Annotated in this window: 21 protein-coding genes and 1 tRNA gene; 11 read left to right on the top strand and 11 right to left on the bottom strand. The window is 69.8% G+C overall.

All coding sequences use genetic code 11. The features are described 5' to 3' along the window. The first annotated feature begins 26 nt into the window (after positions 1 to 26). Positions 27 to 1,295: a VWA-like domain-containing protein gene (locus tag AB0I69_RS31710; protein WP_363099160.1), complete on the top strand. Its 1,269-nt coding sequence runs from the start codon at positions 27 to 29 to the stop codon at positions 1,293 to 1,295. Here the strand turns inward: AB0I69_RS31710 and AB0I69_RS31705 are convergent. Further along, entirely contained in the window at positions 1,226 to 3,043 is a 1,818-nt protein-coding gene (locus AB0I69_RS31705; protein WP_363099159.1) for a beta-galactosidase family protein, read from the bottom strand. The genes AB0I69_RS31710 and AB0I69_RS31705 overlap by 70 nt on opposite strands. A gap of 104 nt (positions 3,044 to 3,147) precedes the next feature. Between AB0I69_RS31705 and AB0I69_RS31700 the strand changes: the two genes are divergently transcribed. From AB0I69_RS31700 to AB0I69_RS31670, 7 genes are all read left to right on the top strand, one after another. After that, a complete protein-coding gene (locus AB0I69_RS31700) occupies positions 3,148 to 4,038 on the top strand; it encodes an AraC family transcriptional regulator (protein ID WP_363099222.1) in 891 nt (296 codons plus the stop codon). Between the two features lie 11 nt (positions 4,039 to 4,049). Then, a complete protein-coding gene (locus AB0I69_RS31695; protein WP_363099158.1) occupies positions 4,050 to 4,400 on the top strand; it encodes a chorismate mutase in 351 nt (116 codons plus the stop codon). 141 nt (positions 4,401 to 4,541) lie between these two features. Beyond that, positions 4,542 to 5,078: a response regulator gene (locus tag AB0I69_RS31690; protein ID WP_363099157.1), complete on the top strand. Its 537-nt coding sequence runs from the start codon at positions 4,542 to 4,544 to the stop codon at positions 5,076 to 5,078. 56 nt (positions 5,079 to 5,134) lie between these two features. Next, positions 5,135 to 7,618: an aminopeptidase N gene (pepN, locus tag AB0I69_RS31685; protein WP_363099156.1), complete on the top strand. Its 2,484-nt coding sequence runs from the start codon at positions 5,135 to 5,137 to the stop codon at positions 7,616 to 7,618. 97 nt (positions 7,619 to 7,715) lie between these two features. Then, positions 7,716 to 8,540 (top strand): NAD(P)H-binding protein, encoded by an 825-nt coding sequence (locus AB0I69_RS31680; protein ID WP_363099155.1) that lies wholly within the window; start codon positions 7,716 to 7,718, stop codon positions 8,538 to 8,540. 140 nt (positions 8,541 to 8,680) lie between these two features. Then, the gene (locus tag AB0I69_RS31675) at positions 8,681 to 10,048 is read left to right on the top strand and encodes a pyridoxal-dependent decarboxylase (protein WP_363099154.1); all 1,368 of its coding nucleotides are present in this window, start codon (positions 8,681 to 8,683) and stop codon (positions 10,046 to 10,048) included. Next, positions 10,045 to 11,496: a SidA/IucD/PvdA family monooxygenase gene (locus tag AB0I69_RS31670; protein ID WP_363099153.1), complete on the top strand. Its 1,452-nt coding sequence runs from the start codon at positions 10,045 to 10,047 to the stop codon at positions 11,494 to 11,496. Before AB0I69_RS31675 ends, AB0I69_RS31670 begins: the two co-directional genes overlap by 4 nt. Before the next feature lie 57 nt (positions 11,497 to 11,553). Here the strand turns inward: AB0I69_RS31670 and AB0I69_RS31665 are convergent, their stop codons facing one another. Beyond that, complete coding sequence (locus tag AB0I69_RS31665; protein WP_363099152.1) at positions 11,554 to 13,359, bottom strand: 5'-nucleotidase C-terminal domain-containing protein; 1,806 nt, start codon at positions 13,357 to 13,359, stop codon at positions 11,554 to 11,556. 127 nt (positions 13,360 to 13,486) lie between these two features. Between AB0I69_RS31665 and AB0I69_RS31660 the strand changes: the two genes are divergently transcribed. Further along, the gene (locus tag AB0I69_RS31660) at positions 13,487 to 14,206 is read left to right on the top strand and encodes an SIMPL domain-containing protein (protein WP_363099151.1); all 720 of its coding nucleotides are present in this window, start codon (positions 13,487 to 13,489) and stop codon (positions 14,204 to 14,206) included. Positions 14,207 to 14,351: 145 nt separating this feature from the next. Next, complete coding sequence (gene pyk / locus AB0I69_RS31655; RefSeq protein WP_363099150.1) at positions 14,352 to 15,788, top strand: pyruvate kinase; 1,437 nt, start codon at positions 14,352 to 14,354, stop codon at positions 15,786 to 15,788. 90 nt (positions 15,789 to 15,878) lie between these two features. Here the strand turns inward: pyk and AB0I69_RS31650 are convergent. Further along, positions 15,879 to 15,951, bottom strand: a tRNA-Leu gene (locus tag AB0I69_RS31650). 104 nt (positions 15,952 to 16,055) lie between these two features. Between AB0I69_RS31650 and AB0I69_RS31645 the strand changes: the two genes are divergently transcribed. Continuing rightward, positions 16,056 to 16,712, top strand: coding sequence for a response regulator (locus AB0I69_RS31645; RefSeq protein ID WP_363099149.1), 657 nt, complete (start codon positions 16,056 to 16,058; stop codon positions 16,710 to 16,712). An 83-nt stretch (positions 16,713 to 16,795) separates the two neighbouring features. On the opposite strand, the gene AB0I69_RS31640 is transcribed toward AB0I69_RS31645, so the two are convergent. The 8 genes from AB0I69_RS31640 to AB0I69_RS31605 form a co-directional block, all read right to left on the bottom strand. Then, a complete protein-coding gene (locus AB0I69_RS31640) occupies positions 16,796 to 17,512 on the bottom strand; it encodes an ABC transporter ATP-binding protein (protein WP_363099148.1) in 717 nt (238 codons plus the stop codon). Then, a complete protein-coding gene (locus AB0I69_RS31635) occupies positions 17,509 to 18,357 on the bottom strand; it encodes an ABC transporter ATP-binding protein (protein WP_363099147.1) in 849 nt (282 codons plus the stop codon). Before AB0I69_RS31635 ends, AB0I69_RS31640 begins: the two co-directional genes overlap by 4 nt. Positions 18,358 to 18,363: 6 nt before the next feature. Further along, positions 18,364 to 20,178, bottom strand: a complete 1,815-nt coding sequence (locus AB0I69_RS31630) for a branched-chain amino acid ABC transporter permease (protein ID WP_363099146.1) — start codon at positions 20,176 to 20,178, stop codon at positions 18,364 to 18,366. 4 nt (positions 20,179 to 20,182) lie between these two features. Further along, positions 20,183 to 21,112, bottom strand: a complete 930-nt coding sequence (locus tag AB0I69_RS31625) for a branched-chain amino acid ABC transporter permease (protein WP_266767653.1) — start codon at positions 21,110 to 21,112, stop codon at positions 20,183 to 20,185. A 136-nt stretch (positions 21,113 to 21,248) separates the two neighbouring features. Then, the gene (locus AB0I69_RS31620; RefSeq protein WP_363099221.1) at positions 21,249 to 22,466 is read right to left on the bottom strand and encodes a branched-chain amino acid ABC transporter substrate-binding protein; all 1,218 of its coding nucleotides are present in this window, start codon (positions 22,464 to 22,466) and stop codon (positions 21,249 to 21,251) included. Positions 22,467 to 22,691: 225 nt separating this feature from the next. After that, positions 22,692 to 23,363 carry a hypothetical protein gene (locus tag AB0I69_RS31615; RefSeq protein WP_363099145.1) on the bottom strand — a complete coding sequence of 224 codons (672 nt, stop codon included), beginning with the start codon at positions 23,361 to 23,363 and terminating at the stop codon, positions 22,692 to 22,694. Between the two features lie 71 nt (positions 23,364 to 23,434). Then, positions 23,435 to 23,929, bottom strand: a complete 495-nt coding sequence (locus tag AB0I69_RS31610) for a hotdog fold thioesterase (protein ID WP_363099144.1) — start codon at positions 23,927 to 23,929, stop codon at positions 23,435 to 23,437. Between the two features lie 59 nt (positions 23,930 to 23,988). Then, positions 23,989 to 26,268: an FdhF/YdeP family oxidoreductase gene (locus AB0I69_RS31605; RefSeq protein WP_363099143.1), complete on the bottom strand. Its 2,280-nt coding sequence runs from the start codon at positions 26,266 to 26,268 to the stop codon at positions 23,989 to 23,991. Between the last annotated feature and the right edge of the window lie 448 nt (positions 26,269 to 26,716).

Raw genomic sequence — 26,716 nt, 5'->3', positions numbered from 1 at the left:
ACACGTCCGTAGCCAAAGGGCGACCGATGAACACGTCCGTAGCCAATGGGGAGGGCGCCCTCGACCTCGACAAGCTCTTCGCCGCCCGCCTCTACGCCGCCCGCGTCCGCCCCTACCTCGCGACGGCCCTGTTCGCGCTGCACACCGTCGAGTCGCGGCAGGTCCCGACGATGGCTGTCGACCGGCACTGGCGCTGCTATGTCTCGCCGGGGTTCGTGGACCGGATGTCCGTCGAGGATCTGGCCGGTGTCTGGGTCCACGAGGTGTCGCACCTGCTGCGCGACCACCACGGCCGCAGCGACCGGGTCGCCCGCGAGCGCCAACTCACCGGCCCGGGGGAGCGGTTGCGGATGAACATCGCCGCCGACTTCGAGATCAACGACGACGTGTTCGGCGACGGCCTGGTCGTCCCCGAAGGCGCGGTCCAGCCGGGGGCGTTGGGGCTGCCCACCGGGAACCTGATGGAGGACTACCTGCGCTGGTTCCAACTCGGGCCGCGTACCCAGGACTTGGCCTGGCTGGACTGCGGCAGCGGCGCCGACGGACTCGACCGGGGCTGGGAGTTGGGGCCGGACGGCGCAGACGGGCTCAGTGAGCAGGAACGCGACGCCGTCCGCTTCCGGGTGGCGCAGGGCATCACCGGCCGCCCCGGCAGCGCCCCCAGCGGGTGGCGGCGGTGGGCGGAGGAGGCGTTCCATCCGCCGCAGCCCTGGCGGGAGTTGCTGGGCGCGGCGGTCCGCTCGGCGGTCTCCGCTCCCGGCGCGGGCGAGGACTACACCTACGGCAGGCCATCGCGCCGCTCGGCGTCGCTGCCCGGCATCGTGCTGCCGAGCCTGCGCCGCAGACCGCCCCGGGTGTGCGTGGTGATCGACACCTCCGGGTCGGTCAGCGACGCCGAGTTGGGCAGCGCGCTCCTCGAAGTCGCCGCGATCTCAAGGGCCGTGGGCGGGCGCCGCGACCTGGTCACCGTGGTGCCGTGCGACGCGGCGGCCGAGTTCGCGCATCCGCTGTGCCGCGCCGAGGGCATTCCCCTGCTGGGCGGCGGCGGTACGGACCTGCGCACCGGCTTCGCCAAGGCGCTGCGCGCCCAGCCCCGGCCCGACGCCGTCGTGGTCCTCACCGACGGCCAGACACCCTGGCCGGAGAGGCGACCGCCGTGCCGGACGGTGGTGGGCCTGTTCCCGCGACCGTACGCGAACAGGTCCTACGACGAGGACGATCCCGACTACGTGCCGGACACACCGCCCGACTGGGCGCGGGTGGTCGAGATCGGGTCCGCCCCCGTTTCCCGATGAGCGCGCAAGGTGACGGACCTCCCGGTGAACGGCGCCTCTTGGAGCTCCAGGACCCACACGTCGTTCACGCCCTCCCGCAGAACGGGCCCGGGGACGTACAACTCCCGCTGCGGCCCGGCCGACCAGTACCGCCCCAGATTGAACCCGTTGACCCACACGAACCCCCGCGTCCAGCCCGGCAGTTCGAGCGCGGCGTCCCCGGCACCACGCACCTCGACGGTGCCGCGGTACAACCCGGGGGAGCCGTCCGGGGGCAGCTCCCGCAACGGAACCCCCTCGACCTCGTCCAGCGCGTCCAACCGCAGCCCACGCGCGCGTACCCCGTGCAGATACTGCCGCTCGTGCAACAGCCCCCCGGTGATCCCCTTCGGCTCCCCGAGCCGCGGACCGTAGTTGGCCCTCCCCAGGGACTCCACCCACAGCTCCACGCGCGCGTGCCCGGCGACGGGCTCCTTGAGCTCCTCGTCGCCCTCCGTGAGCACCCCGGCCCGCTCCCCGTCGACGTACACCACGGCCAGGTCCCGCAGTCCGCGCGCGACGATCGGATAGGGCGCGCGCGGTCCCGGCACAGTCACTTCGTAGCGGACGATGCCCCGGTCCACGTCCAGTTCCTCGAAGGTCGGCGGCACGGGGCCCTCCGACTCCGGTCCACCATGTGCCTCCAATACGTCGGCCAGGGGTGCCCAGCCGGTCAGGCGCACCTCGGCCGGGGTGCCCAACGGCGCGGGGGCGGGCGGGAGTTCGGGCAGCGGGCCGTCCGTGTACGCGGCGAACACCTCGCGCAGGCGCCAGAACTTGTCCGTGGGGCGCCCGTACTCGTCGATCGGGGCGTCGTAGTCGTACGACGTCACATCGGGCTCCAACGGGCCCTCGTGCAGGGCGCCGCCGCCCCGGTTGGCGCCCGCCCAGCCCGCGAAGTTGGTGCCGCCGTGCGCCATGTAGACGTTGACCGACGCACCGCACTCCAGGATCTCCCGCAGGGCGTCCGCCGCGTCCTCGGCATCGCGTACGACATGCTCGCCGCCCCAGTGGTCGAACCAGCCGCACCAGAACTCCATGCACATCAGCGGCCCCTCGGGGCGGTGCCGCCGCAGTGTCTCGAAGGCCACGCGCGCGTGGGACCCGAAGTTCACCGTCGCCAGGACACCGGGGACCGAACCGCCGCCCAGCATGTGGTCCTCGGGACCGTCCGAGGTGCACAGCGGGACCGTGACCCCCTTGTCGCGCAGCAGGTCCGCCAGACGTCGTAGATAGACCGCGTCGGAGCCGTAGCTGCCGTACTCGTTCTCGACCTGCACCATGATCACCGGGCCGCCGCGGTCGAGTTGGCGGGGCACGACCTCGTGCAGCAGGTGGTGGAACCAGCGCTCCAGGTGCCCCAGGAAGCGTTCGTCACGCGTACGCGCGCGTGGCCCCAGTTCGCCCGTCAGCCAGTGCGGCAGCCCGCCGTTCTCCCACTCCGCGCAGATGTACGGCCCCGGGCGCACGATCGCCCACAGGCCCGCCTCCCGCGCCGCGTCCAGGAACCGGCCGAGCGCCTGTACGTCCCGGAAGTCGCCCGGCGCCGGCTCGTGCAGGTTCCACGGGACGTACGTCTCCACGCAGTTGAGGCCCATCGCCCGCAGCATCGCCAGCCGGTGCCCCCAATGCGCCTCGTGCACCCGGAAGTAGTGCAGCGCCCCGGACAGCAGCCGCACCGGCCGCCCGTCCAGCAGAAAGTCCCTGTCGCCCACCGTGAACTCGCCCATGCCCCCGACTCTCACCCCTTGGCGCCGATCACGTCCATGGACAAAGATCACCGCTACTTGGACGGATGGACGGACGCATGGCCGGAACGCGGGAAAGGGCGCCGATGTACCACACCTGGATGCGTTTCTTCACGCCCACACCCGCCCACCACCGCCTCGGCCTCGCCTGCCTCGGCGTCGGCCTCCAGTACGGCGCCCTGCCCACCGTCGGCCCCCGCACCCTCGACCACCACGTCGCCGTCGTGATCAGCGCGGGCGGCGGCTGGTACCTGAGCCCCGACGGCCGCCGTACGACCGTCACCGCGCCCGCGCTGCTGTGGCTCACCCCCGGCGTGCCGCACCACTACGCGCCCGATCCCGGCGCCGGCTGGGACGAGGGGTTCGTCGCCTTCACCGGGCCCGCGACGGCGACGTACACCGAACTCGGCTACATCGAGCCGGAACGGCCCGTGGTGGCCCTCTCGGACGCCACCGGACCCCGCGCGGTCATCGGGCGCATGGCCCGCGCCGCGCGCCGCGGAAACCCCCTCCTGGAGGTGGAGACCGGCGCGGCCGTCCACGAACTCCTGGTCGCCCTGCGCCGCGCCCGCGCCGACCTCGCCCCCGACGGCGACCCGGTCCTCCAGGCCCTCGCCCGGGACGCCTGCCTGCCGCTCACCGTCGCCGACCACGCGGCCCGGCACGGCATGACCCCCGCCGCACTGCGCACCGCCGTCCGCAGAGGCGCCGGCTGCAGCCCCAAGGACTACCTCCTCGGCATCCGCCTGGGCCGTGCCAAGGAACTCCTCGCCGCCACCGAACTCCCGGTCGCCGCCGTCGCCCGCCGCGTCGGCTACGACGACCCCGCCTACTTCTCCCGCCTGTTCACCCGCCGCGTCGGCATGCCCCCCGTCCACTTCCGCGCCCAGCAGGGCCGCACCGTCCCCGGCGGCTGGAGCGACCAGGTTCCCGATCCGGGCGATCCACCGATGATCGAGTGGTCACACGCACCGTAGGGTGGTCGCCCATGACCACCAGCAACAACGGAACCGGTGACGTCGACCCCGCCGTGCGCGAGGAACTGGCCCGGCTGCGCGACAGCATCGACAACATCGACGCGGCCGTCGTCCACATGCTCGCCGAACGCTTCAAGGCCACCCAGCAGGTCGGTTTCCTCAAGGCCGCCCACCAGCTGCCGCCCGCCGACCCGGCCCGCGAGGCCCGCCAGATCGAACGCCTCCGCGCCCTCGCCGAAAGCGCCAAGCTGGACCCGGCGTTCGCTGAGAAGTTCCTCAATTTCATCATCGGCGAGGTGATCCGACACCACGAGCGCATCGCGGAGGACGCCGTGAACGGCGGTTCACCCACGGCGAACTGACCTCGATGTTCCCGTAAGGGGCGTGACAGCGGGGTGTGTTCGGAGCGATGCTGCGCTGTGCACTCCTTGTCAGTTGACGGGCACGCCCCGTCAGCGCCTGCGTCATAAGCTGGTTGTCCCACGCGGGAGGGACGTCGGGCCATGCCGTCGGATGCCAAGATCCTCATCGTCGACGACCATGAGGACACCCTGTACGCGCTGGAGAGCGCCCTGGCGCCGCTGGGCTTTCTGCTTGCCCGTGCCACCAACGGCGACGAGGCGCTCAAGCAGGTGCTCCGCGGCCGGGTCGGCCTGCTCCTGCTCGACGTGCGCATGCCCGGCGTCAGCGGCCTGGACGTGGTCCGCTACCTGCGCCGCCTGGAACAGACCCAGCACATCCCCGTGATCCTTCTCACCGGCTTCGGCGTCGACCCCGAACTGACCGCCGCCGCCTTCGCCCTCGGCGTCGCCGACCTCGTCACCAAACCCGTCGACCCCTGGACCCTGCGCACCAAGGTCCGCTACCTCTACGACGCCCACCAGCGCCACCAGGCCCTGGAACAGGAGGTCCGCGAACTGCGCGCCCTCCTCAAGGACCCGCCCGCACCCGTACCGGCCCTGCCCCACCCGGACGCGCGCGTGCCCTACCAGCGGGACGCCCAGAACACCGCCCCCGCCTCCGCACCCGACCGCACATAAGCCGTGTACCGGACCTCCCCTGTGCCATGTCAGTGCCATCAGGCAGCATGTCCTGCATGTCCGTACTGACGCGCGACGAAGCGCAGACCCGTGCCAGGCTCCTCGACGTCCACCGCTACACGATCGAACTCGATCTGACGACGGGCGAAGACACCTTCGACTCCCGCACCGTCATCGCGTTCACCGCTCGTGCCGACGCGGACACCTTCGTCGAACTCAAGCCCGCCGAGCTGCGCTCCGTCACCCTCGACGGCCGCCCCCTCGACCCGGAGACCCTCGTCGAGAACCGGCTCCCGCTGCCCGGCCTCACCACGGGCGAGCACGAACTGCGCGTCGACGCGAGCATGCGCTACTCCCGCACCGGCGAGGGCATGCACCGCTTCACCGACCCCACCGACGACGAGACCTACGTCTACACCCAGCTGTTCATGGAGGACGTCCAGCGCGTCTTCGCCGCCTTCGACCAGCCCGACCTCAAGGCCGTCTTCGACCTCTCCGTCAAGGCCCCCGAAGGCTGGACCGTCCTCGCCAACGGCATCACCGAACACCTCGGCGAGGGCCGCTGGCAGGCCGCCCCCACCCCGCTGATCTCCACCTACCTCGTAGCCGTCGCCGCCGGCCCCTGGCACTCCGTCCGCACCGAACACCGCGGCCTGCCCTTCGGCATCCACTGCCGCCGCTCCCTGGCCCCCCACCTCGACGCGGACGCCGAGGAAATCCTCGACATCACCCGGCAGTGCTACGACCGCTACCACGAGAAGTTCGAGGAGCCCTACCCCTTCGACTCCTACGACCAGGCCTTCGTCCCCGAGTTCAACGCGGGCGCCATGGAGAACCCCGGACTCGTCACCTTCCGCGACGAGTTCATCTACCGCTCCGCCGTCACCGAAACCGAGCGGCAGACCCGCGGCATGGTCATCGCCCACGAGATGGCCCACATGTGGTTCGGCGACCTCGTCACCCTCCAGTGGTGGGACGACATCTGGCTGAACGAGTCCTTCGCCGAGTACATGGGCTACCAGACCCTCACCGAAGCCACCCGCTTCACCGACACCTGGACCGACTTCGGCGTCGTCCGCAAGGCCTGGGGCTACGACGCCGACCAGCGCCCCTCCACCCACCCCGTGGCCCCCGAGAACGTCGACGACACCGCCGCCGCCCTCCTCAACTTCGACGGCATCTCGTACGCCAAGGGGGCTTCCGCGCTACGGCAGTTGGTGGCCTGGCTCGGCGAGAAGGACTTCCTCGCCGGCATCAACACCCACTTCGCCCGCCACAAGTTCGGCAACGCCACCCTCGCCGACTTCATCGACTCCCTCGCCTCCGGCACCGAACGCGACGTCCACGCCTGGGCCGACGCCTGGCTGCGCACCACCGGCGTCGACACCCTCACCCCCACCATCACTCGCACCGAAGACGGCACCCACACCCTCACCGTCGACCGCGCCGGCAGCCGCCCGCACCGCATCGCCGTCGGCCTCTACGACCAGGACCCCGGCGACACCGGCCGCCTCGTCCTGCGCGAACGCCTCGACCTCGACGTCCCGCAGACCGAGCCCCAACCCCTCGGCAAGCGCCCGGCGTTGCTCCTCCTGAACGACGGCGACCTCACCTACGCCAAGGTCCGCTTCGACCCCGACTCCTTCGAAGCCGTCCGCACCGGCCTCTCCGGCCTGCCCGACCCCCTCACCCGCGCGGTCGTCTGGAACGCCCTGCGCGACGCGGTCCGCGACGGCGAACTGCCCGCCTCCGCCTACCTGGACGCCGCCCGCGCCCACCTCCCGCACGAGACGGACCTCGCCCTCGTCCAGGGCGTCCTCGCCTTCGCCTCCGCCCAGGTCACCGACCGCTACCTCACCCCCGAGGCCCGCCCGGTCGCCCTCGCCACCCTCACCGCCCTGTGCCGCGATTTCCTCCGCCGCACCGAGGACGGCTCGAACCCCGGCCTGCGCCTCATCGCCGTACGCCACTTCATCGACGTGGCGGCCCACCCCGAGACCATCGCCGCCTGGCTCGCCGAAGGCACTGTGCCCGGCGGACCGGAGCTGGACCCCGAACTCCGCTGGCGCGTCCTGGGCCGCCTCGCCGTCCTCGGCGCCACCGACGAGCCCGCCATCGCCGCCGAGTTGGAGCGCGACCCGTCCGCCACCGGCCAGGAAGGCGCCGCCCGCTGCCGCGCCGCCCTCCCCGACCCCGAGGCCAAACGCACGGCCTGGGAGGCGATGTTCACCACCGACGACCTCTCCAACTACCTCTTCACCGCCACCGCCCAGGGCTTCTGGCAACCCGAACAGGCCGACCTCGTACGGGAGTATGTGCCCCGCTTCTACCCGGACGCGGTAGCCCTGGCCGCCCGCCGCGGCCCCGCCATGGCCGACGCCGCCGGCCGCTGGGCCTTCCCCACCCACGCCGTCGACCCCGAAACCCTCCGCCTCGGCGAGGAATGCCTCCGCGACGCCGACCTCACCCCGGCCCTGCGCCGCAAGCTCGTCGACCAACTCGACGACCTGGCACGGGCGTTGCGGGTACGGGAGGCGTAGCAGCGACCCGGGATCCTCCCCGCCGACGATGCGGCGGGCTGATCGTCCTTCCTAGGCTCTATGCCGCCAAGGACGATCAGCCCCAGGAGGACACCTCGTGATCGCAGTGATCGGCGCCACCGGCAACGTCGGCCGCGCCCTCGTCCACCGTCTCGTCGCCGCGGACCGGCCCGTCCGGGCACTGACCCGCGACCCCGAGCGGGCCGGCCTGCCCGCACAGGCCGAGACGGTGCGCTTCCAACTCGACGACCCCGCAACCCTGTTCACCGGAGTCACCCGGCTCTTCGCCTACGCCCACGCCACCAGCCCCGACCTCCTCGACACCGCCCGCCGGGCCGGCGTACGGCACGTCGTCCTGCTCTCCTCCGGGATCATCAAGGACAGCGCCGACGACGAGACCCACCCCATCCACATCGTCCACGCCACCGCCGAACAGCAAATCCGCGACAGCGGCCTCGCCTGGACCTTCCTGCGCCCCAACGCGTTCGCCGGCAACGCCTTCCAGTGGGCCCCGCAGATCCGCACCGGGAACACGGTCCGCGGCGTCTTCGCGAACGGCCTCACCGCCCCCATCCACGAGGACGACATCGCCGCCGTCGCCGAACGTGTCCTCCTCGACGACGGCCACGAGGGCACCGCCCACCGCCTCACGGGCCCCGAGCCGATCAGCAACGCCGAACAGATCACGGCCCTCGGCCGGGCCCTCGGCCGCCCTCTCGACTTCGTCGAGGTCCCCCCGGACCAGGCGGGCCCCGACCTCTTCCCGCACGTCCCGCCCCACATGCTCGCCGGCCTGCTGAAGATCTTCGCGGCCACCGTCGACGCCACCCCCGAGATCACCACCACGGTGGAGCAACTCACGGGAACTCCGGCACGCACGTTCGCCACCTGGGCCGAGGACCACACCGACGACTTCCGGTGACATTCCAACACCGGCAAACACACCACCACCGCGTACTGAACAACACCCTTTCGGGTTCTGATCGTTGTTCTCCCCGGGCGCGTCGACTTCTCCAGGTACAAGCTGGAACTCTCTCTGCCCCGCGCCCTGGAGGACAGCCCATGAGCAACGTTCCCCTCGCCTCAGGCCCCGAAGGACCCGACGCCCTGCGGCCGTTGCTCAACACCGTCCTGGACGCCCTCAACACCGGACGCCGGGCGCGTGGTGGCCCGTTCCCCGCAGGCGGCCCCGACGCGGTCGCCGCCCGCATGAGGGACGCCGTAGGGGACGTACTGCCCGACGACGGCGACCCCGACGCCCTGCGCACCCTCGTGCACGCCCTCGCGGAAGGCGCCGCCGACCCCGCCGACCCGCTGTGCGCAGCACACCTGCACTGCCCGCCGCTCGCCGTGGCCACCGCAGCCGACCTCGCCGTCAGCGCGCTCAACCCGTCGCTCGACTCCTGGGACCAGGCCCCCGCCGCCTCCGCCCTCGAAGCCCTCGTCACCCGCACCCTCGCCCACGAGATCGGCCTCGCCGACGCCCTCGTCACCACCGGCGGCACCGAAGCCAACCAACTCGCCCTCCTCCTCGCCCGCGAAGCCCACAGCGGCACCGTGCAGTTGGTCTGCGGAAGCAACGCCCACCACTCCCTGCCCCGCGCCGCCTGGCTCCTCGGCCTGCCCGACCCCGTCGTCGTACCCGCCCCCGCCGGCACCCTCGACCCCGCCGCCCTCGACGAAGCCCTCACCGCACTCCCTGGCCCCCGCGGCTCCGTCCTGGTCGCCGCCACCGCGGGCACCACCGACGCCGGACTCATCGACCCGCTGCCCGAGATCGCCGGCCTGTGCGCGGCCCATGGCGCCCGCCTCCACATCGACGCCGCCTACGGCGGAGGCCTCGTCTTCAGCGACCGCCACCGCGACAAACTCGCCGGCCTCGACCGCGCCCACACCGTCACCCTCGACCTGCACAAACTCGGCTGGCAGCCCGTCGCCGCCGGCCTCCTCGCCGTACGCCACCCCCGCGACCTCGCCGCCCTCACCCAGCGCGCCGACTACCTCAACGCCGACGACGACACCGAAGCGGGCCTGCCCGACCTCCTCGGCCGCTCGATGCGCACCACCCGACGCCCCGACGTCCTCAAACTCGCCGTCACCCTGAAAACCCTCGGCCGCACCGGACTCGGCACCCTCGTCGACCAAGTCTGCGCCCGCGCACGGGAGTTCGCCGCCCTCATCCGCGACCACCCCGGCTTCGAGCTCTACGACCCACCCGTCATCAGCACCGTCCTGTTCCGGCCCACCGAAGCCACCGACGACGCCGTGGCCGCCGTACGCCGACAACTCCTCCACGACGGACGGGCCGTGCTCGGCCGGGCCGCGCTCGACGGCCGGCTCTGGCTCAAGGCCACCCTCCTCAACCCCCACACCCGGCCCGACGACCTGGCCGCCCTCCTGAAACTGGTGGAAGGAAACACCCCCCGATGAGCCACCCCCCGACGGGTCACCCCCGGACCCCCAACCCCCCACGCCACGAGCCCGATCCACCCCGCGACCTGGTCGGCATCGGCATCGGCCCCTTCAACCTGTCCCTCGCCGCCCTCGCCCACCCCCTCGCCGAACTCGACACCGCCTTCTACGAACAGCGCCCCGGCTTCGACTGGCACGCAGGCCTGCTCATCGACGGCGCGACCGTCCAAGTCCCCTTCCTGGCCGACCTGGTGACCCTCGCCGACCCCGCCAGCCCCTGGTCCTTCCTGAACTACCTCAGGGCCCGCGACCGCCTCTTCCCCTTCTACTTCGCCGAGCGCTTCCACATCCAGCGCGCCGAGTACGACGCCTACTGCCGCTGGGTCGCCGACAGCCTCCCCGGACTCCACTTCGGCCACCAGGTCGACGCCGTCCGCTTCAACCCCGAACGCGAGGTCTTCGAGGTCGACTTCACCCAGCTCGACAGCGACGGAGAAGCGGAAGCCCTCGGCCGGACGTACACCAAGAACATCGTCCTCGGCGTCGGCACCGCCCCCTACGTCCCGGACCCGCTCAAGCCCCTCGTCGAAGCCCCCGGCGTCCCCGTCATCCACGCCGCCGACTACCTCGCCCACCGCGAAACGTTTCTCGCCGCCGAGCACATCACCGTCATCGGCTCGGGACAGACCGGCGCCGAGGTCTTCCTCGACCTCCTCCGCAACCGGCCCGCAGGACACGAGAAACTCCACTGGATCGGCCGCAGCGAGGCGTTCGCCCCCATGGAGTACTCCAAGCTCGGCCTGGAGCACTTCACCCCCGACTACACCCGCTACTTCCACGCCCTCGCCGAACCCGTCCGCGACCGCCTCGTCACCGCACAGTGGCAACTCCACAAGGGCATCGACGCCGACACCATCGCCGCCATCCACGACGAGCTCTACCGCCGTACCCTGCACGGCGGTTGGCCCGACGCCGTCCTCACCCCCGGCGTCCGCGTCCGTACGGCGGGCAGGATCGCGACGACCAAGGTGGAGCTCCACCTGGAACACGTCCAGCAGAACACCCGCTCCCGCCTCACCACCGACGCCGTCGTCCTCGCCACCGGCTACCGCGAACGCCCCCTCGGCCGCATCCTCGCCGGACTCGACCCCTACATGCGCCGCGACAGCGCCGAACGCCCGCGCATCGACGACCAGTTCAGGCTCGTCCTGGACCCCTCCGTCACCGGCTCCGGCTGTCAGGTCTACGTCCAGAACGCCGAACTCCACACCCACGGCGTCGGCGCCCCCGACCTCGGCCTCGCCGCCTGGCGCAGCGCCACCATCCTCAACTCCCTCACGGGCAAGGACCCTTACCCCCTCCCCGGCCGAACCGCCTTCACCACGTTCGGTCTTGACCCCCAGGTCCAGATCCCCCCGGCCCGCCAGGCCACCCGCACCCTCACCCCCCTCGTAGAAGGACGCTAGAAAGGGGCCCGGCGGCAACCAGAACCGCCGGACCCCCACCCGAGAAGGGCCGAGCCCCTAGAACACCGGCGTCCCGTTCCGCGTCAACTTCCAGTCCACCGAAGCGAAGTCCGCCGGACTCAGCACGCCCTTCGCGGTCACCCACTCCGCGATCCGCGTCCGGATCTCCGTCGACTCCGACCACACCTCGGTCGCCGACGCCACATGCGGGAACGCACCGCCGCCGTTCGCCCGGTAGTTGTTCACCGCCAGCACGAACTGCTGCGCGTCGTCCAGCGCCGCACCGTTGTACGTCAGGTTCTTGATCCGCGACCCCGCTGCCTGCGCGATGTCGATGTCGTACGAGAACCCGGACACGTAGTCGTAGTTGTAGTCCGGACGGCCACCCGCGTTCGTCAACTTCTCCGTGTCCACGGCCGCATCCGCCGCCGTCTGCACGAAGTACTCCGCCGAGTACTCCAGGTACGCCCGCACCTGAGCACCCGTCAGCAGCTTCGCCACCAGCGTGTTGTCGTACACGTACAGCCCCGACAGATCCCGGATCGTCACCTCGCCCGCCGGAATCGCCGACGTCCGCGAGAACGGCGACGCCTGCGCGATCACCGGCAGCGACGCGTACGACGTCCCCACCAACGCCGCCTTCACCACGTCCTCCTGGACCTTGGTGATCAGGTCGATGATCGGGGCGTCCTTGTACCGCGCGTCGACCGTCGTCAGCGTCGCCGTCGCCGTGCCGACCACCTGGTTGACGTACTCCACGACCAGCGCGTGCTCGTCCTTCAGCAACCGCGTGATCTTCGGATCGTCCGCGACCGTCTTCGCGTCCCGCAGCGACGCCGCCACCGACTCGACGGTCCAACGCCCCTTCTCGAAGACCAACTCGAAGTCGAACACGCTCAACCGCTCGGCGTAGCACAGCGGTTCGGACAGCACGACCGTCTTGCCCGTCGCCGTGTTCGTGACCTTCAACTCCGGGATCTCCACGTGCGCGTGGCCCACGAGAATCGCGTCGATCCCGGGCACCTGCTGCGCGACGAGCGCCGCCGAGTTCTCCACGTACGGCAGCTGGTCACCGTACGACGACGTCCCCGACGACCCGGAGTGCGCCGACACGACGACGACATCCGCGCCCATCGACCGCAGCTTCGGCACCCACTTCGCCGCCTGCTCCTCAAGCCCCGGGAACGTCAACTTCCCCTGCACGTACGCCTTGTCCCAGATCGCGATACCGGGGTTCGTCAGCCCGAGGACCGCCACCTTCACCGGCGGCGCACCCGGCACACGGAACGTCTTGATGAAGTACGGCGGGAAGGCCGGCTTCAGCGTCTTCGCGTCCAGCGCGTTCGCCCCGAGCAGCGGGAAACGGCACTGGTCCTCGAACTTCCGCAGCGTCTCGATGCCGTAGTTGAACTCGTGGTTGCCCAGCGCCGCCGCGTCGTACCCGATCGCGTTCATCGCCTGCGCCATCGGGTGCACCGGCCCGCCCTTGGCGGTGATCGGGTCCACCTTCGCGAAGTAGTACGTCAGCGGCGTGCCCTGGATCGTGTCGCCCGCGTCCAGCAGCAGCGTGTTGCGCCGCCCCTTCTCCTGGCGGATCTGGTTCACCAGGGTCGAGACCCGCGCCAGACCCATGGCGTTGCCCTTGGCGTCCGCGTACTCCGCGTCCTTGAAGTAGTCCCAGTTGAAGACATGCCCGTGCAGGTCCGTCGTGCCCATGACCGTCAGCGAGTACCGCTTGGCAGGCCGGCCCGGCTTCTTCTTCTCCGCGGCCTGCGCAGCCGGAGCCGCCGCCGCACCGGCCAGCGCGACCCCCGCGCCCGTCACGGCGGACTTCTTCAGGAACTTCCGGCGGTTCAAGGACATGTCTGGCTCTCCTCGGGAAACGGTCAACGACGCGCGTAGATTCTTACTCGCTTCTTACCGCACGCGACAGGTCCAGCAGGTTTCGATCTGATGACCACCAGGCGGCACACCTGACAGAGTGGGACGTATGACCACCCCCACCACGGACGACCCCCAACCCCCCGTCCCCTACGGCACCCCCGACGCCCCCCGCATCGCCGTCCGCGGCGAAGCCCGCCTCGAAGTCGACCCCGAGATCGCCCGCATCGGCATCACCATCGCCGCCCGCGGCACCGACCGCCGCACCGCCCTCGACGACCTCACCCGCCGCAACGCCACCGTCCTCGACCTCGTCAAAAGCTACGGCGAAGCAGTCGAACGCCTCGAAACCGGCGGCTTCTCCATCACCCCCGAACTCACCAAGCACGGCCGCGGCGAACGCGTCCACCGCTACCACGGCAGGGTCAACGTCACCGCCGAACTCACCGACTTCACCGCCCTCGGCGAACTCACCACCCGCCTCGCCGACCTCGAACTCACCCGCGTCGACGGCCCCTGGTGGGCCCTGCGCCCCGACTCACCCGTCCACCGCAAGGCCCGCCAGCAAGCCGTACACGAAGCGGTCCAACGCGCCCGCGAATACGCCGAAGCACTCGGCACCACCCTCGCCGCCCTCGTGGAACTCGCCGACATCGGCGCAGAGAACGCCCAGACCTACGGCGCACCCCAGGGCCGTATGCGCTCCATGTCCTTCGCCGGCGCGGGCGCCGAAGACACCGCCGCCGCACCCCTCGATCTCGAACCCCAACGGCAACAGGTGTACGCCCAGGTCAACGCGCGCTTCACGATGGCGCCCCCACGCCTGTGAGCCCATTCCGCAATGCGACGATTCGAACGCTCATTGGAGCACCCCGACGCACATTCAAGCCTTGTCAATAACCCTTCACCCAAAGGTTGTTGGGTAGTCATGCGCGGCCAATTCCCTACCCGTCGGTAAGGCCTAGGCTCAAACCATGCGCCGAGCAAAAATCGTCTGTACGTTGGGCCCCGCCACCGACTCGTACGACCAGATCAAGGCCCTGGTCGAAGCCGGAATGGACGTAGCCCGCTTCAACCTCAGCCACGGCACCCACGCCGAACACGAGGAGCGCTACCAGCGCGTGCGAAAGGCCTCCGAGGAGACCGGACGCAGTGTCGGAATGCTCGCCGACCTTCAAGGCCCGAAGATCCGACTCGGCCGCTTCACCGAAGGCCCCGTACTCCTTGAACGCGGAGACACCTTCACCATCACCGTCGAAGAAGGCGCCGAAGGCGACCGCCAGACCTGCGGCACCACCTACGCCGGCCTCGCCACCGACGTCACCCCCGGCGAACGCGTCCTCGTCGACGACGGCAAGGTCTGCCTCGAAGTCACCTCCGTCGACGGCCCCCGCGTCCACACCAAGGTCGTCGAAGGCGGCATGGTCTCCGACCACAAGGGCCTGAACCTGCCCGGAGTCGCCGTGTCCGTCCCGGCCCTCTCCGACAAGGACGAGGCCGACCTCCGCTGGGCGCTCCGCGCGGGCTTTGACGTCATCGCCCTCTCCTTCGTGCGCAGCGGCAAGGACATCGACGACGTCCACCGCATCATGGACGAGGAAGGCCATCGCCTCCCCGTCATCGCCAAGGTCGAAAAACCCCAGGCGGTCGAGGCCATCGACGACATCGTCGCCGCCTTCGACGGCATCATGGTGGCCCGCGGCGACCTCGGCGTCGAAATGCCCCTCGAACAGGTCCCGATCGTCCAGAAGCGCGCCGTCAAACTGGCCAAGCGCAACGCCAAGCCGGTCATCGTCGCCACCCAGATGCTCGACTCGATGATCGAGAACTCCCGCCCCACGCGCGCGGAGGCGAGCGACGTGGCGAACGCCGTGATCGACGGCACGGACGCGGTGATGCTCTCCGGCGAGACCAGCGTCGGCAAGTACCCCATCGCGACCGTCACCACCATGGCCCGCATCATCGAGGCCGCCGAGGAGGACATCCTCGCCAAGGGCCTGCCCCCGCTGACCGAACGCAACAAGCCCCGCACCCAGGGCGGCGCGGTGGCCCGAGCGGCGGCCGAGATGGGCGATTTCCTCGGCGCGAAGTTCCTGGTGGCCTTCACCCAGTCCGGCGACACGGTCCGCCGGCTGTCCCGCTACCGCTCGCCGATCCCGCTCATGGCCTTCACCCCCGACCCGGCCACCCGCGCCCAACTCACCCTCACCTGGGGCGTGGAGACCATCCTCGGCCCGCACGTCGACTCCACCGACGCGATGGTCGACCAGGTCGACGAACTCCTCCTCAAGTACGGCCGCTGCCAGAAGGGCGACATCGTCGTCATCACGGCGGGCTCGCCCCCCGGAGTAGCCGGCTCGACAAACCTCGTCCGCGTCCACCACGTCGGCGAGGACGACAGCCCCAAGTGAGAGTGATCGCGACGACACGCAACGAAAAGCGGAGGTTCACGCGCACGTGAACCTCCGCTTTAAATGTTTGCCTTCGATTTGAAGGAAAAGTGCCCCGAGTCGGATTCGAACCGACGCTTGATGGGTTTTGAATCCATTGTCTCTACCGCTGGACTACCGGGGCTTCCTCTGAAACAAAGGTCAGCGATCTCCCGCTGTGCCCCCACCTTATCGCAGCTAGGTAGGCTCTTGTCAGCACTACCCCCGTGCCCTGAACGAGGAGCCCCCGTGACCGCCCCCGAGTCGCCCCAGCCCGTAGACGCGCCCGACGACGACAAGTCGCACGTGCCTCCGCTGACGACCCGTGTCGTCATCGCCGAGGACGAGGCCCTGATCCGGCTCGATCTCAAAGAGATGCTCGAAGAAGAGGGGTACACCGTCGTCGGTGAGGCCGGTGACGGTGAGCAGGCCGTCGAGCTGGCCCGTGAGCACAAGCCCGACCTCGTGATCCTCGACGTGAAGATGCCCAAGCTGGACGGGATCTCCGCCGCCGAGAAGATCGCCGAGGAGGGCATCGCCCCCGTGCTGATGCTCACCGCCTTCTCGCAGCGCGACCTCGTCGAGCGGGCAAGGGACGCCGGTGCGATGGCGTACCTCGTGAAGCCCTTCAGCAAGAGCGACGTCGTGCCGGCGATCGAGATGGCCGTCTCGCGGTTCACGGAGCTGAAGCAGCTGGAGCAGGAGGTCGCCGACCTCACGCTGCGGCTGGAGACCCGCAAGCTGGTCGACCGTGCGAAGTCGATCCTGCAGACCGAGTACGGGCTGAGCGAGCCGGCCGCGTTCCGGTGGATCCAGAAGACGTCGATGGACCGCCGGATGTCCATGCAGCAGGTCGCCGAGGCTGTCATCCAGGACGCGGACGAGAAGAAGTCCACGAAGGGCTGAGCTCCGGAGCAGTGACTACGACGAGGCCCGCGCCCCCAGCTTCGGGGGCGCGGGCCTCGTCGTAGAGAACGCGGAACGTGACCTCAGTCCTCGCCGAGGTACGCCTTCCGTACCGACTCGTCGTGCAGCAGGTCCTGGCCCGTGCCGGAGAGGACGATGTTGCCGACCTCCATGACGTGGCCCTGGTCGGCGAGGGAGAGCGCCGCCTGGGCGTTCTGTTCGACGAGCAGGATCGTCGTGCCCGACGCCTTGAGCTCCACGATCGTTGCCATGATCTTCTGCATCATGATCGGGGAGAGGCCCATGGACGGCTCGTCCAGCATCAGCAGTTTCGGCTGGGACATGAGCGCGCGGCCCATGGCCAGCATCTGCTGCTCGCCGCCCGAGAGGGTGCCCGCGGCCTGCTTCCGGCGCTCTCCGAGGATCGGGAAGAGGTCGTAGGCGCGCTGGATGTCCTTCTCGATGCCCGCGTTGTCCTTGCGGAGGAAGGCGCCGAGCTGGAGGTTCTCCGCGATGGTGAGGCGGGGGAAGATGTGTCGGCCTTCGGGGGAGTGGGCCAGGCCGAGGGCGACGATCTTGTGGGCGGGGACGCCCTTGAGCGGCTTGCCGTCGAAGGTGATCTTGCCGCCGGCGGGCTGCAGCAGGCCCGAGAGGGTGCGCAGGGTGGTCGTCTTGCCGGCGCCGTTGGTGCCGATGAGGGTGACGACCTGGCCGGCCTCCACGCTGAAGGAGATGCCCTTGACGGCTTCGATCTTGCCGTAGGCGACCTTGAGGTCCTCGACCTCTAGCAGAGCGGTCACTGGGAGTCTCCCTTGGTGCTGGTGGTGCCCTCCGCGTCCGGTTCCGCGTCCGTTTCCGCCTGTGGTTCGGCGGGGGCGGCCTCGAACGGTTCGCCGAGGTACGCGGCGACGACGCGTTCGTCGGCCTGGACGACGTCGGAGGTGCCTTCGACGAGTTTCTCGCCCTGGACGAGTACGGCGACGCGGTCGCAGAGGTTGAAGATGAAGCGCATGTCGTGCTCGATGACGAGTACGGCGATGCCCTTGTCGCGGATGGCGAAGACCAACTCCTCGGTCGCCCGCGTCTCTTGGGGGTTCATGCCGGCCGTCGGTTCGTCCAGCAGGAGCAGGCCCGGTTCGGACGCGAGTGCCCTGGCGATCTCCAGCTTGCGCTGTTCGCCGTAGGGGAGGTTCCTCGCCAGGTGGTCGCGCTTGTTGGCGAGGCCGATGAACTCCAGGAGTTCCATGGCGCGTTCTTCGCTCGCCTTTTCGGCCTTCTTGAAGCCGGGGCCGCGCAGGAGGGCCGACCAGAGGCCTTCCTTGGTGCGGGTGTGGCGGCCGACCAGCACGTTTTCCAGGACCGTCATGTTGGCGAACAGGCGGATGTTCTGGAAGGTGCGGGCGACGCCCGCCTTGGTCACCAGGTGGGGCTTCGGCGGAAGCACCGTGCCCTTGTAGGAGACCGTGCCCTCGGTCGGGACGTAGAGGCCCGTGAGGCAGTTGAAGAAGGTGGTCTTGCCGGCGCCGTTGGGGCCGATGAGGCCTACGATCTCGCCGGCGTTGACGGTGAAGTCGACGGAGCGGACGGCGGTGAGGCCGCCGAAGCGCATGGTGACGTCACGGGCTTCGAGTACTGGTGTCGTCATGGCTTGTTACGCCCCTGCCTTGGTGATGGCCGGTTCGTCGGTCAGGGTCGTGGTGTCCGGTACGTCGAGTTGGCCGGTCTCGTGGAATTCGAGCTGGCGTCGGCGGTTGGGGATGATTCCCTCGGGGCGGAAGCGCATCAGGAGGATGAGCGCGATACCGAAGGCGAGGAGCGACTTGTCCTGGAGCGCCACGAGCTTCTCCGGGAGCAGGTAGAGCAGGGCCGCGCCGAGGAAGGGTCCGGAGACGGTGCCCATGCCGCCGAGGACGACGGCGGCCAGCAGGAACGCGGAGTTGGGCGGGGCCGCTCCGGCGAACTGGTACGGGTTCGGCACCACGCTGTAGGTGACGTGGGCGCTGACGGTGCCCGCGAGGCCGGCGAGGGTGGCGCCGAGGGCGAACGCGATGAGCTTGACGCGGAAGCCGTTGATGCCCATGGCGGTGGCGGCGGTCTCGTCCTCGCGGATGGCGATCCAGGAGCGGCCGATGCGGGAGTCCGAGGCGCGGCGGTAGATCGTGACGACGAGGGCGCTGATCAGGACCATGAGCAGGTAGTAGTTGGCGAACCGGCCGATGGTGAATCCGGCGATGTCGTGGTTCTGGCCGAAGTTGAAGCCGAAGAACGACAGGTCGGGGATGGACGGGATGCCGTTGGGGCCGTTGGTGATGTCGGGGCCGGAGACGCCGTCCATGTTGTTGACGGCGATGCGGAAGATCTCTCCGAAGCCGAGGGTCACGATGGCGAGGTAGTCGCCGCGCAGCCGCAGGGTCGGGGCGCCGATGAGGACGCCGAAGATCAGTGACGCGGCTGCGCCGGTGAGGGCGGCGGCCCAGAAGGGGAACTGGACGCCGGAGAACTTCGAGAACTCGGAGCCGGAGACCAGGGCGGCGGTGTAGGCGCCGACACCGAGGAAGGCGACGTAGCCGAGGTCGAGGAGTCCGGCGAGGCCGACGACGATGTTGAGGCCGAGGGCGACGGTGCCGAAGATCAGGATGTTGACGCCGAGGTTGGCGTAGTGGTCGTTGGTCTGGGTGAAGGGGAAGCCGATCGCGGCGACGAAGCCCATGGCGAGGGCGAAGCTGCGGTTGTCGGCGGTGAGGCGGCTGAAGCGGTCGAAGAGACCGGCGGTCTGCAGGGCCCAGGCGGTGAAGACGGTGACGATGAGGAAGCCGATGAAGAGTTCGTCCTCGGCGTCGATGCCGTAGGCGAAGACCGTGAGGGCGAGGGCGGCGACGATCGTGATGACGAGTCGCTGGACCCAGGGTGCGGTGGCCTCGGGGGCCGGGACGCGGTCGGCCTTGGTGATGTACGCCTTGAGCGCTTCCTTGGTGGTGTCGGTGGCGTCCTGCGGGAGGGCGAGGGCGCCGATGACGGGAAGCAGGGAGGCGACGGCGGCGATGTAGGTGCCGGGTTCCCAGTTGACGATGCCGCCGAGTTCGGCGGCGATCGAGATGACCGTGTACCAGGTGACGGCGAAGCCGCCGAGGGCGGTGAGCACGAGGGGTGCGTTGTTGCGGGCGGGCAGGAGCCAGCCGAGTCCTCGGACGCCGTAGGTGGCGAGCGCGAACAGCGTGGTGATGAGGCCCGCGACGAGGGTGAGGACCTGCAGGCCGCCGGGGTAGCCGTTGACGGTGAGGTCGCCGGGGAAGTCGGAGGTCCAGGTCCAGCGCAGGAGCGTGGACGCCGCGGTGGCGATGCCGCCGACCAGGAGGAGGGCGCGGGCGGCTGCGAGGGGCAGCGGGATGAGGCCGCGTTGCGTTCCGGGTGCGGGGGTGGCGTCGTCGGTGGGCGGGGTGGCCGGGGTGTTGGTCGTCTCGGTCATGTGATCACGCCCTGTCCGCGACGCGTTCGCCGAGCAGGCCCTGTGGCCTGAACAGCAGTACGAGGATGAGGAGACAGAAGGCCCAGACGTTGGCCCAGCCGGATCCGCCGAGCTGCTGCATGCCGGGGATGTGGTTGATGTAGGCGGAGGCCAGGGTCTCGGCGACACCGAGGACGACTCCGCCGAGCATGGCGCCGTAGATGTTGCCGATGCCGCCCATGACGGCCGCGGTGAAGGCCTTGAGGCCCATCAGGAAGCCCATGCGGTAGCCGATGTTGCCGTACTTGAGGCCGTAGGAGACGGCGGCCACCGCGGCGAAGAACCCGCCGATCGCAAACGCTATGACGATGATGCGGTTGGTGTCGATGCCCATGAGCTGGGAGGTGTCCGGGTCCTGGGCGGTGGCCTGCATGGCACGGCCGGTGCGGCTCTTGCGGACGAACCAGGCGAGGCCGGACATGCAGACGATGGCCGCGATGACCAGGAAGATGTCGGCGTCGGTGATGGTGACCGAGCCCAGGTCGTGGGTGCCGTCGAGGCTGGGGAAGGAGCGGTCCTTGTCGGCGCCCGGGTAGAAGTTCCGGACGACTTCCTGGAGCGCCAGTGAGAGGCCGATGGCGGTGATCAGGGGCGCCAGTCGTGGTGCTTGCCGCAGGGGGCGGTAGGCGAATCGCTCGGCCCCTACCGCGACGAGAACGGAGACGATCCCGCCGCCGATCAGCATCAGTGGTACGGCGACCACCATCGAGGTGCCGTCGGGCAGGATGTAGGCGTAGACCGTGAGGGCGCCGAAGGCCCCGGTCATGAAGATCTCGCCGTGCGCGAAGTTGATGAGCTGGACGATGCCGTACACCATCGTGTAGCCGATGGCGATCAGCCCGTACATCGAGCCTAGGAGCAGCCCGTTGGCCAGCTGCTGCGGCAGGGTGTTCACCGCGTGGCCTCCATTGTCGCTGGTGGTCGTGTGCACAGATCGCGTGCCTGGGGGTGGGGGGGTGTGACAACGGGCCGCGCGGTCGGGATCCTCCTTCCGCGCGGCCCGTGGTGCGGTGGTGCTGGAGCTGGTGAGGTCAGCTGCCGTTGAACGTGCCGGTCTTCACAGCCTTCCAGGCGCCGCTGGTGACCTGGTAGACGGTGAGCTGCTTGTTCGTGGTGTCGCCGTACTGGTCGAACGCGACCTTGCCGGAGATGCCCTCGAAGTCGGACTTCTGGACGGCGTCGACGACCTTGGAGCGGAGGTCGTTGCCGGTGGGCAGCTTGTTGCTGTTGCCGTCCTTGACGGCCTTCACTGCCTTGATGATGGCGGTGGCGGCGTCGTAGGCGTAGGCACCGTAGGCGCCGTAGTCACCCTTGTAGCCCTTGGCCTTGTAGGTCTGGATGAAGGCCTTGGCGGCGGGCAGGGTGTCGGCGGGGACGCCGACGGAGGTGGCGAGGTCGCCTTCGGCCGCCTTGCCGGCGGTCTGGATGTAGGTGGTGGCGAACATGCCGTCACCGCCGAACAGCGGGATCTTGACGCCGGCGCCCTTGAGCTGCTTGGTGATCTTCTCCGACTCGTCGTACTGGCCGCCGTAGTAGAGCAGGTCGGCGCCGGAGTTCTTGATCTTGGTGACGAGGGAGCTGAAGTCCGTGTCGCCGGTGTTGACGTGGTCGGTGCCCGCGATGGAGCCGCCGAGCTTCTTGAAGGCGCTGTTGAAGATCCCGGCCAGGCCGGCGCCGTAGGTCTGCTTGTCGTCGACGACGAAGGCCTTCTTCTTCTTGAGGCCGTTGTACGCGTAGTCGGCGGCGAAGGCACCCTGGAGGGCGTCCGTGGTGGCCGTGCGGAAGTACGTCTTGTACGGCCGCGTCTTGGTGGTCGCCCAGTCCTTGCCCTGGGTCAGGGCGGGGTTGGTGTTCGACGGCGAGATCTCGACCATGTTGGCCGAGGCGAACACCTGCTGCATCGACTGGGCCACGCCGGAGTTCAGCGGGCCGACGGCGCCGACCACGTTGCTGTCGCCGGTGAAGGCGGTGGCGTTGGACTGGCCGGTGGCGGGCTGCGCCTTGTCGTCCAGGGCCTTGACCTTGAACTTGACGCCGGGGACCCAGTTGTTCTTGTTGGCGTCGTCGACGGCGATCTGGACGCCGTACTGGATGCCGAGACCGGTGGTGGAGTTCTCACCGGACAGCGGGGCGTCGACACCGATGGTCAGGGTGGTCGACCCGCTGTCGCTCTTGCTGCCGCTGTCCCGGGAGCCGCACGCGGTGAGGGTCAGAGCTCCGGTCGTGAGAACGGAGGTCAGTATCACCAAAGAACGCTGTCGCACAATCAGTCCTTTCCGCAGGCACAGTCGCCCCCGTTTGGAGCGGCAAGGTGCTGCGCTGGTACCCAACTCCCGATGGAGCGGTGACTGGCCGTGACTCTAAGCCCGGTCTGTAGGCATGGGCATCGTCGTGCGCTGGCTTGTGACTTTCTTGTTATGACGTGCAGGTTGGCGGGGATCGTGGAGGGTGGGTCTCAGCCGGTTTGGCGGAATTCAGTCGCGGTCCACATTTTGAGAACCTGCACTTCCGCTTGGCTGTGGGCCTGGCCTGGCGTTTGTCGTGCCGCAGGCCCTGTGGAGGAGCAGGGAAAGGTCCTTGGAGTAGGCGCTGCCGAAGATGAAACTGTGGCGTTGTATTGCGCGCGTGTTACGCAGCGTTACGTCCAGAAAGGCGAGGTCCGCATTCAGGGGCAGTCCCGAACAGTCGGAAACGGATATCTCCACCGTGACGCGGCGCGTCGCGCCGACGTGCACGGTGAAGGACGGTTCCGGGACGGCCTGGGCGGTGAGGCCGTCGAAGGCGGCACCGGTGACCCGTATGGCGACGGGGGGCCCGCTGTCCACGGTCACCGCGAAGCGGAAGAAACCGGTCATGGTGGGGGAGTCGGTGGTCTGGGCGAGTCCGGTGTAACGCCATTCGGTGATGTTCGCGGGCCACGGCACGGGCGGGGTCGGCTCGTCCTGCCGCCGGGCGTGGACGGGCGGCAGGAGAACGGCTCCGACGGCCACGGCGGCGACCGCGCCCGCCGCGAGCGTGGCCCTGCGGACTCGCGGCGACAGCGAGTGCCAATGGTCCGTCAGGCGGGGCGAGTCACCCCCGATGACTTCGTAACTCCCGTCCGCCTCCGGTGAGTCGACGGATTCGACGGGCCCGATACCGCTCATGCCGGCAGCCTCATGGGGAAACGGTAGGGGAGCGGACGGGGGTGCGGAAGACGGGGTCAGGATCCTCCGGTTCAGGGCCGGTTCGCGGCTTGCGCGTGGACGGGGTCGCCCGGCTTCATGTCCCGCAGCATGCAGGTGAGCCGTGCGGTGCACAAGCGCCGCCCCTCCTCGTCACTGATCACGATCTCGTACGTCGCCGTCGAGCGGCCCCGGTGCACGGGGGTGGCCACGCCGGTCACCAGGCCGGAGCGGGCGCCGCGGTGGTGGGTGCAGTTCAGGTCGACGCCGACGGCGATCTTCGTGCTGCCGCCGTGCAGCATGGCCCCCAGCGAGCCGAGGGTCTCGGCCAGCACCGCGGAGGCACCGCCGTGCAGCAGCCCGTACGGCTGGGTGTTCCCCTCCACCGGCATGGTGCCGACGACGCGCTCCACGGACGCCTCGACGACCTCCACGCCCATCCGCGTGCCGAGGTGCCCCGCCGAGAACAGGGCGACCAGGTCGACGCCGAGTGCCGAGTACTCGTCGATGACGTCCTGCGGGAACTTCCCGTGCTGCTGCTCGCCCATGGGGCCGGCTCCGTTCGTCGTACGCCTGACTGGCTGGACCTGACTCGCTGAGCGAACGCTCAGTCGGTCGTTGATTGTTCCAGACGTACGACGACGGACTTGCTGGCCGGGGTGTTGCTGGTGTCGGCGGTGGCGTCCAGGGGGACCAGGACGTTGGTCTCGGGGTAGTAGGCGGCGGCGCAGCCCCGCGCGGTCGGATAGTGCACGACCCGGAAGCCGGGCGCCCGCCGCTCCACGCCGTCCTTCCACTCGCCGACCAGATCGACGTACGACCCGTCCGCGATCCCCAGCCGGGCGGCGTCGTCGGGGTGGACCATGACGACCCGGCGGCCGTTCTTGATGCCCCGGTAGCGGTCGTCGAGGCCGTAGATCGTGGTGTTGTACTGGTCGTGCGAACGCAGCGTCTGCAACAGCAGGCGCCCTTCCGGCAGTTCGGGGTATTCGACGGGCGCGGCGGTGAAGTTGGCCTTGCCGGTGGCGGTCGGGAAGCGGCGTTCGTCGCGCGGGGCGTGCGGGAGGGCGAAGCCTCCAGGGTGGGCCACGCGCGCGTTGAAGTCGGTGAAGCCGGGGATCACGCGCGCGATGCGGTCGCGGATCGTCGCGTAGTCCTTCTCGAACTCCTCCCAGGGCGTACGGGATTCCTCGCCCAGGACACGGCGGGCGAGGCGGCACACGATGGCCGGCTCGGACAGCAGATCCTTGCTCGCGGGCTCCAGGCGGCCGCGTGAGGCGTGCACCATGCCCATGGAGTCCTCGACGGTCACGAACTGCTCGCCGCCGCCCTGGAGATCGCGCTCGGTACGTCCCAGGGTGGGCAGGATGAGGGCACGCGCGCCCGTGACGGCGTGCGAGCGGTTGAGCTTCGTCGACACGTGCACGGTGAGGCTGGCGCGCCGCATGGCGGCTTCGGTGACCTCGGTGTCGGGGGAGGCCGCCACGAAGTTGCCGCCCATGGCGAAGAACACCTTCGCGTCGCCGTCGCGCAGGGCGCGGATCGCGGCGACGACGTCGTAGCCGTGCTCGCGCGGCGGGGCGAAGTCGAACTCCTTCTCCAGGGCGTCCAGGAAGGCGGGTGCGGGGCGCTCGAAGATGCCCATCGTGCGGTCGCCCTGCACGTTGCTGTGGCCTCGCACCGGGCACACGCCCGCGCCCGGGCGGCCGATGTTGCCGCGCAGCAGAAGGAAGTTGACGACCTCGCGGATCGTCGGCACGGCGTGCTTGTGCTGGGTGAGGCCCATTGCCCAGCACACGATGGTGCGCTCGGAGGCGAGGACCATCTCCAGGGTCTTCTCGATCTCCGGGCGGGTCAGCCCGGTGGCGAGGAGCGTCTCGTCCCAGTCGGCGTCACGCGCGGCCTCGGCGAACTCCTCGTAGCCGTGCGTGTGTTCGTCGACGAAGGCCTGGTCGACGGCACCCTCGGTCTCCAGGATGAGCTTGTTCAGAAGGCGGAAAAGGGCCTGGTCGCCGCCGATACGGATCTGCAGGAACAGGTCGGTGAGGGCGGCGCCCTTGAGCATGCCCTGCGGGGTCTGCGGGTTCTTGAACTTCTCCAGACCCGCCTCGGGCAGCGGGTTGACGCTGATGATCTTCGCGCCGTTGGCCTTGGCCTTCTCCAGGGCGGAGAGCATGCGCGGGTGGTTGGTGCCCGGGTTCTGTCCGGCGACGACGATCAGGTCGGCCTGGTAGATGTCCTCCAGCAGGACGCTGCCCTTGCCGATGCCGATCGTCTCGTTCAGTGCGGAACCCGACGACTCGTGGCACATGTTCGAGCAGTCCGGCAGGTTGTTGGTGCCGAGCTCCCGCGCGAACAACTGGTACAGGAACGCGGCCTCGTTGCTGGTCCGGCCCGAGGTGTAGAAGAGGGCCTCGTCCGGGGAGCCGAGGGCGGCGATCTCCTCGGCGACGATGTCGAAGGCACGCTCCCAGGCGATCGGTTCGTAGCGGTCGGCCCCTTCGGGGAGGTACATGGGGTGCGTGAGACGCCCCTGTTGCCCCAGCCAGTAGCCGCTGCGGGTCGCGAGGTCGGCCACCGGATGGGCGGCGAAGAACTCGGGGGTGACCCGGCGCAGGGTGGCCTCCTCGGCGACCGCCTTCGCGCCGTTCTCGCAGAACTCCGCCGCGTGCCGGTGGTCCGGTTCCGGCCAGGCGCAGCCCGGACAGTCGAAGCCGTCCTTCTGGTTGACCCGCAGCAGCGTCAGCGCGGTGCGCTTCACGCCCATCTGCTGCTGGGCGATACGCAGCGTGTGCCCGATCGCCGGAAGCCCGGCCGCGGCGTGCTTCGGCTCGGTGACCTGCGGCGCGTCCTGGACCGGATCACCCTTGGGCGGCTTCGTGGCCATCTCGGGCCTCTCCTTCGCTGGCACATGTGCACTAGATCTCCGATCCTCGCACGGGGCAGTGACAACCCTGAGGTCGGTTCGTGGGACCTATGGGTTCGGGGGGCGGGGGGGTGTGTGAGGCGGTGCGGGGCGAGGAGTGGGGCGGGCTTGTCCGGCTCCTCGCCACTGCGGGTGGCGCTGGTCCGGCGGTCTTCGCCGCCGCGGGTGCTGCCGGCCGGTCGGCCTGTGCGGTGGCGGGCGGCGCCGGTCCGTCCGATCTTCACGGCGGCGGGGTGGGGCGGGGTGCGGCGGGACGCGTCCGGCCGGGTCCGCTGCGGCGATGGTGACCATTGCACGCGACGCGACGGTGACCTCTGCACGCGCGCGTGGCCGATCGCCTCGGCATCTCGCAGCGGCAGGACCTCTTTCACGCGCGCGTGGCCGCGCTGTCACGGGGACCGGTTCTCCT

The organism is Streptomyces sp. NPDC050508 (assembly GCF_040655155.1).
Lineage (GTDB): Bacteria > Actinomycetota > Actinomycetes > Streptomycetales > Streptomycetaceae > Streptomyces.
The sequence above is the reverse complement of the archived record's forward strand: the minus strand, read 5'-3'. Positions and strand labels throughout refer to the sequence as shown.

Bases quoted from the DNA above. Each gene is read 5' to 3' on its own strand.
- AB0I69_RS31705 (WP_363099159.1), bottom strand. From the start codon at position 3,043: ATGGGCGAGTTCACGGTGGGCGACAGGGACTTTCTGCTGGACGGGCGG.
- AB0I69_RS31635 (WP_363099147.1), bottom strand. From the start codon at position 18,357: ATGACGACACCAGTACTCGAAGCCCGTGACGTCACCATGCGCTTCGGC.
- AB0I69_RS31605 (WP_363099143.1), bottom strand. From the start codon at position 26,268: ATGGCCACGAAGCCGCCCAAGGGTGATCCGGTCCAGGACGCGCCGCAG.
- AB0I69_RS31630 (WP_363099146.1), bottom strand. From the start codon at position 20,178: ATGACCGAGACGACCAACACCCCGGCCACCCCGCCCACCGACGACGCC.
- AB0I69_RS31615 (WP_363099145.1), bottom strand. From the start codon at position 23,363: ATGAGCGGTATCGGGCCCGTCGAATCCGTCGACTCACCGGAGGCGGAC.
- AB0I69_RS31670 (WP_363099153.1), top strand. From the start codon at position 10,045: ATGAGCCACCCCCCGACGGGTCACCCCCGGACCCCCAACCCCCCACGC.
- AB0I69_RS31675 (WP_363099154.1), top strand. From the start codon at position 8,681: ATGAGCAACGTTCCCCTCGCCTCAGGCCCCGAAGGACCCGACGCCCTG.
- AB0I69_RS31690 (WP_363099157.1), top strand. From the start codon at position 4,542: ATGCCGTCGGATGCCAAGATCCTCATCGTCGACGACCATGAGGACACC.
- AB0I69_RS31665 (WP_363099152.1), bottom strand. From the start codon at position 13,359: ATGTCCTTGAACCGCCGGAAGTTCCTGAAGAAGTCCGCCGTGACGGGC.
- pyk (WP_363099150.1), top strand. From the start codon at position 14,352: ATGCGCCGAGCAAAAATCGTCTGTACGTTGGGCCCCGCCACCGACTCG.
- AB0I69_RS31610 (WP_363099144.1), bottom strand. From the start codon at position 23,929: ATGGGCGAGCAGCAGCACGGGAAGTTCCCGCAGGACGTCATCGACGAG.
- pepN (WP_363099156.1), top strand. From the start codon at position 5,135: ATGTCCGTACTGACGCGCGACGAAGCGCAGACCCGTGCCAGGCTCCTC.
- AB0I69_RS31700 (WP_363099222.1), top strand. From the start codon at position 3,148: ATGTACCACACCTGGATGCGTTTCTTCACGCCCACACCCGCCCACCAC.
- AB0I69_RS31660 (WP_363099151.1), top strand. From the start codon at position 13,487: ATGACCACCCCCACCACGGACGACCCCCAACCCCCCGTCCCCTACGGC.
- AB0I69_RS31695 (WP_363099158.1), top strand. From the start codon at position 4,050: ATGACCACCAGCAACAACGGAACCGGTGACGTCGACCCCGCCGTGCGC.
- AB0I69_RS31710 (WP_363099160.1), top strand. From the start codon at position 27: ATGAACACGTCCGTAGCCAATGGGGAGGGCGCCCTCGACCTCGACAAG.